Annotated in this window: 19 protein-coding genes and 1 pseudogene; 13 read left to right on the top strand and 7 right to left on the bottom strand. The window is 44.6% G+C overall.

What is annotated here, in order from left to right; all coding sequences use genetic code 11:
• Position 1: 1 nt before the first annotated feature.
• The gene (locus DXE33_RS10570) at positions 2-367 is read right to left on the bottom strand and encodes a hypothetical protein (RefSeq protein WP_331851804.1); all 366 of its coding nucleotides are present in this window, start codon (positions 365-367) and stop codon (positions 2-4) included.
• A gap of 270 nt (positions 368-637) precedes the next feature.
• Between DXE33_RS10570 and DXE33_RS10175 the strand changes: the two are divergent.
• The 6 genes and pseudogenes from DXE33_RS10175 to DXE33_RS05800 all read left to right on the top strand — a co-directional run.
• Positions 638-829, top strand: a pseudogene (locus DXE33_RS10175) (TIGR03643 family protein); the annotation flags it as partial.
• Positions 826-1,329, top strand: a complete 504-nt coding sequence (locus DXE33_RS10565; protein WP_331851803.1) for a cryptochrome/photolyase family protein — start codon at positions 826-828, stop codon at positions 1,327-1,329. The pseudogene DXE33_RS10175 and the gene DXE33_RS10565, both read left to right, overlap by 4 nt.
• A complete protein-coding gene (locus tag DXE33_RS10560; RefSeq protein WP_408634179.1) occupies positions 1,295-1,564 on the top strand; it encodes a cryptochrome/photolyase family protein in 270 nt (89 codons plus the stop codon). The genes DXE33_RS10565 and DXE33_RS10560 overlap by 35 nt, the downstream gene beginning before the upstream one ends.
• Positions 1,507-1,884, top strand: coding sequence for a hypothetical protein (locus tag DXE33_RS10555; RefSeq protein WP_331851801.1), 378 nt, complete (start codon positions 1,507-1,509; stop codon positions 1,882-1,884). Before DXE33_RS10560 ends, DXE33_RS10555 begins: the two co-directional genes overlap by 58 nt.
• Positions 1,805-2,248 (top strand): cryptochrome/photolyase family protein, encoded by a 444-nt coding sequence (locus DXE33_RS10550; RefSeq protein WP_331851800.1) that lies wholly within the window; start codon positions 1,805-1,807, stop codon positions 2,246-2,248. Before DXE33_RS10555 ends, DXE33_RS10550 begins: the two co-directional genes overlap by 80 nt.
• A gap of 3 nt (positions 2,249-2,251) precedes the next feature.
• A complete protein-coding gene (locus tag DXE33_RS05800) occupies positions 2,252-2,410 on the top strand; it encodes a DUF2256 domain-containing protein (protein WP_114639739.1) in 159 nt (52 codons plus the stop codon).
• Positions 2,411-2,424: 14 nt separating this feature from the next.
• Here DXE33_RS05800 and DXE33_RS10170 read toward each other — a convergent pair whose 3' ends face one another.
• Complete coding sequence (locus tag DXE33_RS10170; protein ID WP_231970406.1) at positions 2,425-2,655, bottom strand: Rossmann-fold NAD(P)-binding domain-containing protein; 231 nt, start codon at positions 2,653-2,655, stop codon at positions 2,425-2,427.
• A 33-nt stretch (positions 2,656-2,688) separates the two neighbouring features.
• Positions 2,689-3,027, bottom strand: a complete 339-nt coding sequence (locus tag DXE33_RS10165; RefSeq protein WP_231970405.1) for a Rossmann-fold NAD(P)-binding domain-containing protein — start codon at positions 3,025-3,027, stop codon at positions 2,689-2,691.
• Positions 3,028-3,258: 231 nt separating this feature from the next.
• Here DXE33_RS10165 and DXE33_RS05790 point away from each other — a divergent pair, with 231 nt between their 5' ends.
• The 4 genes from DXE33_RS05790 (at position 3,259) to DXE33_RS05775 (ending at position 5,117) form a co-directional block, all read left to right on the top strand.
• Entirely contained in the window at positions 3,259-3,591 is a 333-nt protein-coding gene (locus DXE33_RS05790; RefSeq protein WP_231970404.1) for a thiol-disulfide oxidoreductase DCC family protein, read from the top strand.
• Positions 3,588-4,145 carry a chalcone isomerase family protein gene (locus DXE33_RS05785; RefSeq protein ID WP_114639063.1) on the top strand — a complete coding sequence of 186 codons (558 nt, stop codon included), beginning with the start codon at positions 3,588-3,590 and terminating at the stop codon, positions 4,143-4,145. Before DXE33_RS05790 ends, DXE33_RS05785 begins: the two co-directional genes overlap by 4 nt.
• Positions 4,142-4,690, top strand: a complete 549-nt coding sequence (locus tag DXE33_RS05780; protein ID WP_114639062.1) for a DUF3833 domain-containing protein — start codon at positions 4,142-4,144, stop codon at positions 4,688-4,690. Before DXE33_RS05785 ends, DXE33_RS05780 begins: the two co-directional genes overlap by 4 nt.
• Positions 4,691-4,808: 118 nt before the next feature.
• Entirely contained in the window at positions 4,809-5,117 is a 309-nt protein-coding gene (locus DXE33_RS05775; protein WP_197712007.1) for a hypothetical protein, read from the top strand.
• A gap of 80 nt (positions 5,118-5,197) precedes the next feature.
• Here DXE33_RS05775 and ahpF read toward each other — a convergent pair whose 3' ends face one another.
• Complete coding sequence (gene ahpF, locus DXE33_RS05770; RefSeq protein WP_114639061.1) at positions 5,198-6,778, bottom strand: alkyl hydroperoxide reductase subunit F; 1,581 nt, start codon at positions 6,776-6,778, stop codon at positions 5,198-5,200.
• A gap of 101 nt (positions 6,779-6,879) precedes the next feature.
• Positions 6,880-7,443 (bottom strand): alkyl hydroperoxide reductase subunit C, encoded by a 564-nt coding sequence (gene ahpC, locus DXE33_RS05765; protein ID WP_114639060.1) that lies wholly within the window; start codon positions 7,441-7,443, stop codon positions 6,880-6,882.
• A gap of 210 nt (positions 7,444-7,653) precedes the next feature.
• Here ahpC and DXE33_RS05760 point away from each other — a divergent pair, with 210 nt between their 5' ends.
• Positions 7,654-8,313, top strand: coding sequence for a lipid-binding SYLF domain-containing protein (locus DXE33_RS05760; RefSeq protein WP_231970403.1), 660 nt, complete (start codon positions 7,654-7,656; stop codon positions 8,311-8,313).
• A 109-nt stretch (positions 8,314-8,422) separates the two neighbouring features.
• Complete coding sequence (locus DXE33_RS05755) at positions 8,423-8,974, top strand: phasin family protein (RefSeq protein ID WP_114639059.1); 552 nt, start codon at positions 8,423-8,425, stop codon at positions 8,972-8,974.
• Here DXE33_RS05755 and DXE33_RS05750 read toward each other — a convergent pair.
• Both DXE33_RS05750 and DXE33_RS05745 read right to left on the bottom strand, forming a co-directional pair.
• On the bottom strand, positions 8,971-9,870 hold the full coding sequence (locus DXE33_RS05750) for a histone deacetylase family protein (protein WP_197712006.1): 900 nt from the start codon (positions 9,868-9,870) through the stop codon (positions 8,971-8,973). The two genes, DXE33_RS05755 and DXE33_RS05750, sit on opposite strands and share 4 nt — an antisense overlap.
• Complete coding sequence (locus DXE33_RS05745; protein ID WP_197712005.1) at positions 9,867-10,238, bottom strand: DUF2237 family protein; 372 nt, start codon at positions 10,236-10,238, stop codon at positions 9,867-9,869. The genes DXE33_RS05750 and DXE33_RS05745 overlap by 4 nt, the downstream gene beginning before the upstream one ends.
• Between DXE33_RS05745 and DXE33_RS05740 the strand changes: the two genes are divergently transcribed.
• Complete coding sequence (locus DXE33_RS05740) at positions 10,182-11,162, top strand: quinone oxidoreductase family protein (RefSeq protein ID WP_114639057.1); 981 nt, start codon at positions 10,182-10,184, stop codon at positions 11,160-11,162. The two genes, DXE33_RS05745 and DXE33_RS05740, sit on opposite strands and share 57 nt — an antisense overlap.
• The last annotated feature ends 11 nt before the right edge of the window (positions 11,163-11,173 follow it).

Below are 11,173 nucleotides of genomic sequence, written 5' to 3'. Positions count from 1 at the left end.
GCTAGGCATCAATGATAAATCCCAAGGCAAGGGATGCTCTGAAAGGATTAATGTATGGCTTAGTTTTCTCTATTTCTGAGGAGTAGAACATAGCCGTGTCCAGTTTGCTTGAATGCAATGTTAAGACTCCCATTATTTGAGAGGCTTGGCGGGCCTTCACACGAGCGCTTTTTCGAGTCTTTTCATAAAAGTGTTCGGGTTTCGTTTGAACCCAGGAAATAAACTTTTTCATTTCAGGGTGGGCTTGCAGGGCTGATGCTGTATTAAGCTGGTTAGCCAGCTCAGTTTCTGTAAACAGGGCATGGATTTGCCGATGGCAAATTCGATGAAGATATTGAGTGGTTTTGCCGCCTTTTGACTTAGGCACTAGATGATGAGCGTCTCTTTGCGATTTAGGAATGCTGCGCTCACATATTGGACAAATGATTTTCTCACTGCTGATATGCGGTGAAGGCTCTAGTGCAATTAATTTTTTTGACGTATTTTTCCAAGCATGATTTCCAATGGAGGCTCATCATAGGGCTCTGCTAGTTTAGTAAATAAGTCTTAAACTTGCAGGGTGTCAAAAATGAACCGAAAAGCACTCTCCGCATCTGATAAATCTCGCCTGATTGAAATGGCCTAGGAGGATCGTACGCCCTTTGATGCTATTGAAAAAACCTACGGTTTTTCCGAGTCAGAGGTGATTGTCCTGATGCGCTTGGAGTTAAAGCGCAGTTCTTTTGAGCTATGGCGTAAACGTGTTACCGGGCGATCAACTAAACACATGGCATTACGAAGTAAGTTGGTAGAGCGTGCGTATTGCCCAACTCAATATAAACATAAATGAAGCCTGAAAAAAGGCTAATACTGATACTTGGAGATCAGCTTGACCTTCAGGGTGCAGCATTAACTGATTTTGATCCTCATGCCGATGAAGTGGTGATGATTGAGTCCATTTCTGAAGCTCAGTATATCTGGACGCATAAAGCCAAGATTGCATTATTTTTATCTGCCATGAGACATTTTGCTCAAGCATTAATTGATCTTGGGTATTCGGTAAGATACATCAAGGCTTCCCCTCTTTCGATTTCCCAGACGCTAAAAGAACAAGTTTTAGCAAGTAATGTTCAGCGGGTGGTTTGTGTTGAGCCTGGTGAGTGGCGCTTAAAGCAAGAGCTAGAAGCAATGGCGCAAGAATTAAAGATTACCTTGGATATCCGTGTGGATGATCACTTCTTTTGTACTCAGCAGGAGTTTAGAGAGTGGGTTGCAGATAAAAAAAGAATTAAGGCTGGAATATTTTTATCGCTTCATGCGAAAAAAACACGGCATCTTAATCGATCCTGATGGTAATCCAGAGGGCGGTCAATGGAATTTTGATCAAGATAATCGTAAGCCCTACCCCAAAAAAGGTCCTGGCATGATTGATGCACCAGCATTGTTTGAGCCTGATGCAATCAGCAATGAAGTGCTGCAGTATGTTCAAGAAACTTATGTAGATCACCCAGGGTCCATAGCGTCTTTTTGCTGGCCAGTCACGCGAGATCAGGCGCTGGCAGCCCTGGATTACCTAGAGAGGTGATTGCAGCAGTTTTAGGGGCTTGGAAAAAGTACGATTTAGATCTTTCTGATGTTGAGGGATTTATTCGGCAAATTCTGGGCTGGCGCGAATTTGTCCGAGGTATGTATTACCTAGATATGCCCAAAATGGCACAAGAGAATTACTACGATCATCGCAGGGCTTTACCCAAATGGTATTGGGATGGTCAAACTCAGATGGCTTGCATGAAAGATGCAATTGGACAGACGCTGAAATATGGGTATGCGCATCATATTCAACGACTTGATGGTGACCGGAAACTTTGCATTGTTGGCGCAGATCCTCCCAAAAGAAGTGTGTGATTGGTATTTGGCTATTTATGTAGATGCAATTGAGTGGGTGGAGTTACCCAATACCGCTGGCATGGCTTTATATGCTAATGGCGGTCGCTTTACTAGCAAGCCATATATCGCTAGTGGCGCATATATTAAGCGGATGAGTAATTACTGTAATGGCTGCAAGTACAAACCAGAAGTACGATTTGGTGAAACAGCCTGTCCGGTAACCACTTTGTATTGGAATTTTTTAATTGATCATCGTGCCGAGTTCGAGTCTAGTCCCCGAACGCGTTTGATGACAGCAAATCTGAAAAAAATTAGCGACGGTGATCAGAAATCGATTGCTGCTCATGCCCAATACTTACTCAACCACCTCAATGATCTTTAAGTGATGAAAAATTCATTCAAAGGGAATAAAAGCTTTTTGCCTAGTAAGATTTGCATCACCTGCAAAAAGGAAATGGTTTGGCGAAAGTCTTGGGAAAAGAATTGGGAGTCGGTGAAGTACTGCTCAGATGCATGCAGGAAGAAGGCCCCCAAAAATCCTTAGTCAGTTTGTTGTTATCACCACGGTAATTTCTCGCCAGTGTAGGAAAGAAAGCTGCCAGTGTCGGCTTTCTCAATATTTTCAATCACGGCCAATAGATCTTGTGCGGCGTCTGACGCAGCTCTTTTATTGGCGTTACTGCCAAAAGGCTTTGAGAGCCTTGAATCTACGGTCCCAGGGTGTAGGGCAATTAATGCCACATTCGGTTTTGATCGTGTGAGCTCGATCGCTGCTGTCTTAATCAGCATATTGAGGGCAGCCTTCGAGGCTCGATAGCTATATCAGCCACCTAGGCGATTGTCTTCAATGCTGCCCACCTTTGCTGAAATGGTGGCCAGGATGCTATGAGCGGGATCGAGTAGTTTGGTGAAGTGCTTGATGGTTAAGGCAGGCCCAATCGCATTCACTTTCATTAGATCAATCAGTTGGTCGGCTTTGAGATCATCTAATCTCTTTTCTGGGCTCCAGTTAGTAATATGAAGTACGCCAATAGTGTTAATGATCAGCTGAAAAGGTCCATCTTTGGAGAGTGCTTGCGCGCAGGACTCAATTGATTCTGGGTTTTGATAATCAATCGAGAACGCAGAGTTGCGATGAACTCCAATTACCCCTCTGTGCATGCAGGGTGGTTTTGTAGGGCCCGCATTAATGCACCTCCTATCGTGCCAGAAGAGCCAATAATTAATGCGCGAAAGGGATTGGAGAGTAATTTCAAGATGATTTCAAAATAGAGTAGTCACCAGCCAGTTTATTGAATAAGTCTTACACTTGCTCAATGGTCGGCAATTTACAAAAACTCACCCCTTTTTTATGATGGCGCATGCCCCTTATGTCAGGCGGAGATACTCTTTTTGTCAGGGCGTAATCAAGGGCAATTACTTGAATTTATAGACATCAACTCTGATCAATATGACCCCGTTACAGTGGGTGTTTCTTGTGAACAGGCCTTGGCAGCCATGTATGGTCAGTATGCCGATGGTAGTTTGATTAGTGGGGCAGCAGTTTTTCCAGAGGCCTATCGTCGCGCCAAGCTGCCATTTTTAGCTTGGCTATTTTCTAGAAAAATATTGCAGCCAGCATTAGCGCTTGCTTATCAATTTTTTGCAAAGAATCGACATGCTATCTCAAGGACGCTCGGGCCTGGAGCTTTGTACTTGGTCAAGAGAAGAGCTGCTAGTCAATGAAAGCCTTTCGTCTCTTGCCTTTCTTCATCGTTTTAGCATTCGCGATCACTTCGCAAGGGTTTGCTCGTGAGGCTACGCATATTGAAGAGGCTTTGAATTCAGCAAAACTGCAAGGAAACGGAAAGCTAACTTGGTGGGGTTTTCATGTTTATGACGCCGCTTTTTATCGCAGTAATCATCTGAATTCACCTGAATTTGCCCTGGAATTGCGTTATCAAAAATCATTTAGCGGTGGCTCGATCGCCAATCGATCTGTAGAAGAGATGAAAAAAATCGGCGTATCAGATACGCAAGCTCAAGCCTGGGGCAGGCAATTGGCTGCGATTTTGCCTAACGTCGAGCCTGGTCAAAGTCTGGCAGCCATCTATATCCCAAAGCAGGGCACCACTTTTTATTCGGAGGGTAAAACTTTGGGGCAAATTGCTGGGTCTGATTTTCCGAGAGCATTTTTTGGCATTTGGTTAGACCCGAAAACGAGCGTACCTAAATTGCGTGAACAATTACTGGGTCAGAATTGCCCGCCACCACTATTTCAAGAGGTATGTAATCAATGAAATCACTCTTTTCAAAATTGTCACCACTGATTTTCACCTGCTTGATCTTGTTCGGATGTGCGGGTCAGCAAATTAGCAACTACACCAATGAAAAACCTACGCTGGATTTAAGTGAGTACTTTAATAGGACGATTGATGCTTATGGCATCTTTACAGACCGAAGTGGGGTTGTCAAAAAGCGGTTTACAGTATTGATTGTGGCTAGTTGGCAAGTGGTGGATGGAAAAAAGGTAGGTATCTTAGATGAGAGCTTTGAATACTCTGATGGCACTAATCAGAAGCGAATTTGGAAATTAACTGAAGTAGCTCCTGGAAAATACAACGGTAAGGCCGATGACGTGGTAGGAGAGGCAAACGGTGCCTCTGCTGGGAATGCCTTAAATTGGGCTTACACATTAGCCTTGCCAGTTGATGACACTACTTATCACGTTCAGTTTGATGATTGGATGTATTTAATTACCTCAAAAGTGATGCTCAATAAAGCAAAGATGAGTAAGTTTGGAATTGAGTTGGGTGAAGTGACGCTGAGTTTTTATAAGCGATAGGGTGACTAGCAACCTCTATACCTATCAGAAAGCCCATCGTGCGTCCTGTCAACTGATTGATTGACGGGGCGTTAATGAAATAAGAGGTTTTAAGCTCTATATAGAAAAGGGGGTAAAAATGAAGAAATTTCTCATTTCCTTCATTGCATTTCTAGTTCTACTCAGTACTTCAGTCTGCGCAAATGCACATGGTTGGAGGGGTGGTTATGGCGGTGGTTGGCGAGGTGGGTGGGCTCCGTTTGCTGCAGGAGCTGTTGTTGGCGCGGTTGTCGCCCATAGCTACTACAGGCCGGCCCCCATCTATTACGGTCCTCCGGCTTACTACTATCCACCACAAAATGTAGCCGCATTTTGTCCTGAGAATGGCTTGTATTACCCACAGACGCAAGCTTGTCCAAGTGGATGGCAACGAGTGATTACTAATTGAACTCTGTAATTCGCTTAAGCAAAAAAGACCACGAAGAGTAATCTCTCCATGGTCTTTTTGCTAATGAACAATAAGACTTTTTAAGCGGCCATTGCCGCAGGCGCTTCTTCTTTGACCGATGAGCGTATCAGATAATCAAAAGCACCAAGCGAAGCTTTGGCGCCTTCGCCCATTGCAATGATGATTTGCTTGTAAGGCACGGTGGTGCAGTCGCCTGCAGCAAACACGCCGGCCAAGGAGGTCTCCCCTTTTGGATCGACCATGATCTCGCCACGTGGTGAGAGATCAATAGTGCCTTTTAGCCATTCAGTATTTGGTAGCAAGCCAATTTGCACAAAGATGCCTTCGAGTTCAAGAGTGTGCTCGATCTGGTTGGTGCGATCTTCATAACGAAGGCCGTTGACCTTGTTGCCGTCACCTAAAACTTCCTTGGTTAATGCGCTCTTGATTACAGTGACATTTGGAAGGCTGAGTAGTTTCTTTTGCAGAACTGCATCTGCGCGTAACTGGTGGTCAAACTCAATGAGAGTGACGTGACTTACTACGCCTGCCAAATCAATCGCTGCCTCAACGCCAGAGTTTCCGCCACCAATAACCGCAACACGTTTTCCCTTAAATAGTGGGCCATCGCAGTGAGGGCAGTAGGCAACACCCTTATTGCGGTACTCTTGCTCTCCAGGAACATTCATCTCTCTCCAGCGTGCACCTGTGCTGATAATCACTGACTTGCTTTTGAGGACAGCGCCATTAGCCATCTCAACTTCAATGCCTTCATCAGTTTTGCGCAGGGCATTAGCGCGCTGTAGATTCATGATATCTACCTCGTAATCTTTCACGTGCTGCTCAAGTGCTTGAACTAATTTTGGCCCCTCTGTATGGGATACCGAGATGAAGTTTTCAATATCTAAGGTATCCATGACTTGATCGCCAAAGCGCTCGGCAACAATACCAGTACGAATGCCCTTGCGAGCCGCATAAATTGCCGCAGCAGATCCAGCCGGACCACCCCCAATAACTAGCACATCAAAGTTTTCCTTAGCATTAAGCTTTTCTGCTTCTTCTTGCGCACTGCCTGTATCGAGTTTGGCAATAATTTCTTCTGCACCCATACGTCCTTGGCCAAACACTTCACCATTCAGGATAACGGTTGGTACAGCCATAATTTGGAACTCATCAACCAAGTTTTGATAAATTGCTCCATCAATCATCTCGTGCTCAATATTAGGATTGAGTGCTGACATGAGATTGAGAGCCTGAACCACGTCAGGGCAGTTATGGCATGACAGCGAAATGAAAGTCTGAAAACGGAACTTGCCATCCAATTTGCGAATGCGGGCTATGACATCTTCCTCAACTTTTGGTAGATACCCGCTGGTTTGCAAAATAGCCAAGATGAATGACGTTAGCTCGTGCCCCATGGGTAAGCCAGAGAACCTAATACGAGCATCTTCACCTAGCTTGCTTACCGTAAAACTGGGTTGGTGATCAGCCTGACCATCAGTCTTCACAGTAATCTTGTCAGATTGTTCAGCAACTTCATTGAGTAACTCGAGCATTTGCGCTGCTGCTGGACTCTGATCAAGGCTTGCTGTCAGCACGATCGGTGAAACGATCTTCTCGAAATAGGCTTGTAATTGGGTTTTGATGTTGTTATCTAACATGATTGCATCCTTTGTAGGAATTTCAGTGAATCTATTGGGCAGGTTCTAGTCCTCTCCAATAGACTCTCCGAAGAGAGCCTGATTGGTTATAAAAGACCTATTTAGATCTTGCCTACTAGGTCCAAAGATGGAGTCAAAGTAGCAGCGCCTTCTTTCCATTTTGCTGGGCAAACTTCACCTGGGTGAGCAGCGGTATATTGAGCAGCTTTGAGTTTGCGTAATGTCTCTGAAACATCACGTGCAATTTCATTGGAATGAATTTCTGCAGTCTTGATCACGCCCTCTGGATTGATGATGAAAGTACCGCGCAATGCCAAGCCAGCTTCAGGAATGTGTACGCCAAATGCATTGGTCAATGTATGTGTTGGATCTCCAACCAATGGGAACTTTGCTTTACCAACTGCTGGAGATGTTTCGTGCCAAACTTTATGTGAGAAATGGGTATCGGTTGTAACGATATACACTTCGGCACCTAGCTTTTGGAACTCAGCATAGTTCTCGGCCGCATCTTCAATTTCTGTTGGGCAGTTAAAGGTGAAAGCCGCTGGCATGAAAATCAAAACTGACCATTTGCCCTTGAGGATTTCGTCAGTGATAGTGACAAACTTACCATTGTGGAAAGCTTCGGTTTTAAACGGTTGAACTGCGGTATTGATAATAGACATGGTGCTCCTCTTGTTAAGTAAACGGGGTTAATCAAACATAGAATCTTTTGACAACGGAGTCCATTCTAGGCACTATTTAATTATTTGTATAATAAATAATTTAGATATAATTAATCGATTTATTTAATAATTAAAATCAACTCGAGTTAAAGAGCGGATAATCGATCAATTTCGCAATTTTCAACATCAACCTAGCTCCAATTTCCCGTTATGCATCGCTCCTCTACTAAATCATTTGCTCGTTTGCTAGCCATTTCTATAATGGGTTTATTGACTCTGATGGGTTGTCAAGCAACTGGCAAGGATGGGAAGCCGCTCACCCCTGCGGAGATTTTCCAAAAGCGTGGAGCCACTCTGGAGATGGCCAAAACTGGACTGGATGCTTTAATCAAGCAAAATCCCCAGGTAAAGGCGGAAATTGAAAAGGCTCCAGGCTACGCGGTACTTAGCACAACCAATGTGAACGTGGTGCTGATAGTAGTTGCCCGTGGGGAGGGTGTTCTGTATGACAAGCGCCGAAAAGAGCCGGTATTCATGCAGGCATTGAAAACGGGTGAAGGTTTAGGGGCGGGTTATCAGGATCAATATCAGATCGTCATTTTCAAGTCCACCAAAGCGATAGATCAATTTCTGCTGACCTCAGTAGATGGTCAGCAAGGCGGCATTGATGTAGATGCCAATTTTTCAGCTGGGTCTGGTGGCACGATTCGATCCTTTAATCCAGACATTACTTTTTATACCGTTGGTCTGTCTGGGTATGATTTGCAGGCTAATTATGGAGGCACACTCTATTTGGTTGACCAGCAATTGAACGATGCGGCAACCTTAAATAGCTTGCCAAAGCCGCAGCCAAAAAAGTTCAATCAATAGTCGCAAAGGCCACCAAGAGGGATCTACTGGTATTTCTCTATAGCAACACCTTAAAACGAGAGTAGATTGGTACGAGTATCTATCCAATATCTGTTGATGAGGGGGTGTTATGAGCAAAGATTCATATAGCGAAGCTGCGGCAAAGAGCCAACAAAAAGCGCTTGATGCAAGTAAGGCTGTTGGTCGGGTCACCATGGAGAGTGCTCAAGCGATTGCTCAAATTAATCAACAGGCGGCCCAAGAATTTGCTGAGCGCATTCAAAAACGTTTGTCTGATTTGTTAAAGACTCAAGATCCTAAAACGGCATTTGACTATGTTCATGCAGAAGTTTTGCAAGACGCTAGCAAAGAGGTAACGCGTTACCATCAGCAGCTTTTAGATGTCCTGAGAAGTGGAAACAAAGAGTTGGTTGCCATTGCAGAGGCGATGATCCAGGATTCCAAAAATGACTTCATCCATTTTGTGAATGACGCCACTAATAATGCGCCTGCGGGTAGCGAAGCGTACGTATCTGTATTTAAGACATCTTTTAACAATGCACTACAAAACTTCGAGTTAGTTCGTGCTGCCATGTCCGACTCATTTACTAATTTTGAGAAAAGTGTAGACAGCGTTACAAATCTTAGTCAAGCTAAAACATCAGGCAAAAAGAAGTCCTAATAGCGCTGCTGAAAGTGTAGGGCGGTTTGAATCGTTTGAAAGTGAATATCGACTGTCGATTGAATTTCTTTGCCATAGCCGCCCGCCATTGAAAAGGCTACTGGTATTTGGCGATCTAAGGCATATTGAAAAACTGCCTCATCTCTGTCGCGCATACCTGTTTTAGTGAGCTTCAATCTCCCCAATCTATCTCCCTCATGAGGATCGGCGCCTGCTAGGTAAATGATGGCATCAGCCTGAAAGCGATCGTCTAATTGATCAAGACAGTTATGCAGTGCGGCCAAATAAACATCATCACCGCAACCATCATTTAGACCAAGATCCAAGTCGCTCACTTCCTTCTGAAAAGGAAAATTATTTTCACCATGGATGGATAGAGTGAAGATAGATGAGTCATGCTGGAGAATAGCTGCGGTGCCATTGCCTTGATGTACATCTAAATCGATCACTGCAACCTTTAACCTAGGGTGGACTTCTTTTTGGAGTGTCCTGGCTGCAATTGCTGAATCATTGAATACGCAAAAGCCGGTACCCAGTTGCCGATAGGCATGATGGGTTCCTCCCGCCAAATTTCCAGAGACGCCTTCTGTTAAGGCGATCTTGCATGCTGCAATGGTTGCCCCTGCTGATCGCTTGGAGCGCTCCACCATTTTTTCACTCCATGGAAAGCCAATTTCTTTTTCTTCTTGAGGGCTAAGCTTGCCAGAAATCACTTTCGTTAGGTAGTTTGGATCGTGTGCATACAGTATTTGGGTATCTGTAGCTGCTGGCGCTTCTACTAACTTAATCTCCGCAATTGCCTCTACTAAATTGCGCAGTTGAGAATACTTTTCCATTGGAAAGCGATGCCCTGGAGGAAGGGGTAATACGAAGTGGTCGGAATAAAAAGCTTTCAAGCTTCGCTCGAATATTGTTGAAGTAAATTTAAGGACACAAGCTCCAGTGCTTTGATGTTGGTACTCTCTAGCTTGATGAGCGGTGCGCAATTTACATCCAGTGCTTCAAGCCAGCGATTGATACACAGGCACCACTGGTCACCTGCAATGAGCCCTGGGAAACGATATTCTGGTCTTGGCGTGATTAGATCATTGCCCCTAGTGAGACTAAATTGCAGAAAGTCATTGGTGACTACGGCGCAAATTAAGTGACTACCTGCATCTTCTTCGTTAGTTACAAATATAAATAGGTGACATGTGACAAAAGCGATGTGACAAAAGCGCGAGTTGTTAGCTTGGACAGGCTTGGTAGTGCAGATGTAATTCAAGTGATTGATAAAGAATCAGCACCCGGAAAAGGGGAAGTTCAGATTCGTCAAACCGCTATTGGTTTTAATTTCATCGACGTTTATCAGCGCTCTGGCGTTTACCCGCTTGACTTACCAACGGGTCTTGGCCATGAAGCAGTTGGTGTAGTTGAAGCTCTGGGTGAGGGTGTAACCGATCTGAAGATTGGTGATCGAGTCATGTATATGAATGCGGGTATTGGTGCATACGCCAGCGCACGCAATGTTGCTGCTGATAAATTGGTTCAGGTTCCAAGCAATGTATCTGATGAAGTGGCTGCTGCTGTTTTCTTTAAAGCAATGACGGCACAGTATCTGGTTCAAAAAACATACAAAGTCAAAGCGGGCGACATCGTTTTAGTCCATGCTGCTGCTGCTGGGGGCGTAGGGCAAATTTTGGCAGGTTGGGCAAAATCTTTGGGCGCATTTGTTGTTGGTACAGTGGGATCGCAAGCAAAAGTTGCCGCCGCTAAAGAAGCTGGTTGCGATGCTGTGGTGGATTACTCAAATCCAAATTGGGTTGAAGAGGTATTGAAGACCACTGGTGGAAAAAAGGCGAATGTCGTTTATGACTCAGTCGCAAAAGACACTTTCTTAGGTTCCTTAGATTGCGCAGCGCCATTTGGAACAGTTGCGTTATTTGGCGCTGCATCTGGTCCAGCGCCAGAGATCCAGCCAGAGATTTTGAATAAGAAGGGTTGTCTATTTTTAACAAGACCTTCTGTGTTCCCGCATAACGCTACTCATGCCTTATTGCAAGAAAATGCCAAAGCCGTATTTGATGCGATTGAACAAGGTCGAGTAAAAGTGCAAATCGGTGCTAAATTTCCGTTGGAACAAGCTGCAGATGCCCATAGAGCAGCAGAAGGCAGAAAAGTTTCTGGCGCCATCGTGATGATTCCCTAGGTGGTGAAAGC

Origin of the sequence: Polynucleobacter necessarius, from assembly GCF_900096765.1 — a bacterium.
Classification (GTDB): Bacteria; Pseudomonadota; Gammaproteobacteria; order Burkholderiales; family Burkholderiaceae; genus Polynucleobacter; species Polynucleobacter necessarius_F.
The sequence above is the reverse complement of the archived record's forward strand: the minus strand, read 5'-3'. Positions and strand labels throughout refer to the sequence as shown.

Coding starts and splice junctions, on each gene's coding strand:
- DXE33_RS10565 (WP_331851803.1), top strand. CDS start 826: ATGAAGCCTGAAAAAAGGCTAATACTGATACTTGGAGATCAGCTTGAC.
- DXE33_RS10560 (WP_408634179.1), top strand. CDS start 1,295: ATGCGAAAAAAACACGGCATCTTAATCGATCCTGATGGTAATCCAGAG.
- DXE33_RS10550 (WP_331851800.1), top strand. CDS start 1,805: ATGCGCATCATATTCAACGACTTGATGGTGACCGGAAACTTTGCATTG.
- DXE33_RS05800 (WP_114639739.1), top strand. CDS start 2,252: ATGAAAAATTCATTCAAAGGGAATAAAAGCTTTTTGCCTAGTAAGATT.
- DXE33_RS10170 (WP_231970406.1), bottom strand. CDS start 2,655: ATGCTGATTAAGACAGCAGCGATCGAGCTCACACGATCAAAACCGAAT.
- DXE33_RS10165 (WP_231970405.1), bottom strand. CDS start 3,027: ATGCACAGAGGGGTAATTGGAGTTCATCGCAACTCTGCGTTCTCGATT.
- DXE33_RS05785 (WP_114639063.1), top strand. CDS start 3,588: ATGAAAGCCTTTCGTCTCTTGCCTTTCTTCATCGTTTTAGCATTCGCG.
- DXE33_RS05780 (WP_114639062.1), top strand. CDS start 4,142: ATGAAATCACTCTTTTCAAAATTGTCACCACTGATTTTCACCTGCTTG.
- DXE33_RS05775 (WP_197712007.1), top strand. CDS start 4,809: ATGAAGAAATTTCTCATTTCCTTCATTGCATTTCTAGTTCTACTCAGT.
- ahpF (WP_114639061.1), bottom strand. CDS start 6,778: ATGTTAGATAACAACATCAAAACCCAATTACAAGCCTATTTCGAGAAG.
- ahpC (WP_114639060.1), bottom strand. CDS start 7,443: ATGTCTATTATCAATACCGCAGTTCAACCGTTTAAAACCGAAGCTTTC.
- DXE33_RS05760 (WP_231970403.1), top strand. CDS start 7,654: ATGCATCGCTCCTCTACTAAATCATTTGCTCGTTTGCTAGCCATTTCT.
- DXE33_RS05755 (WP_114639059.1), top strand. CDS start 8,423: ATGAGCAAAGATTCATATAGCGAAGCTGCGGCAAAGAGCCAACAAAAA.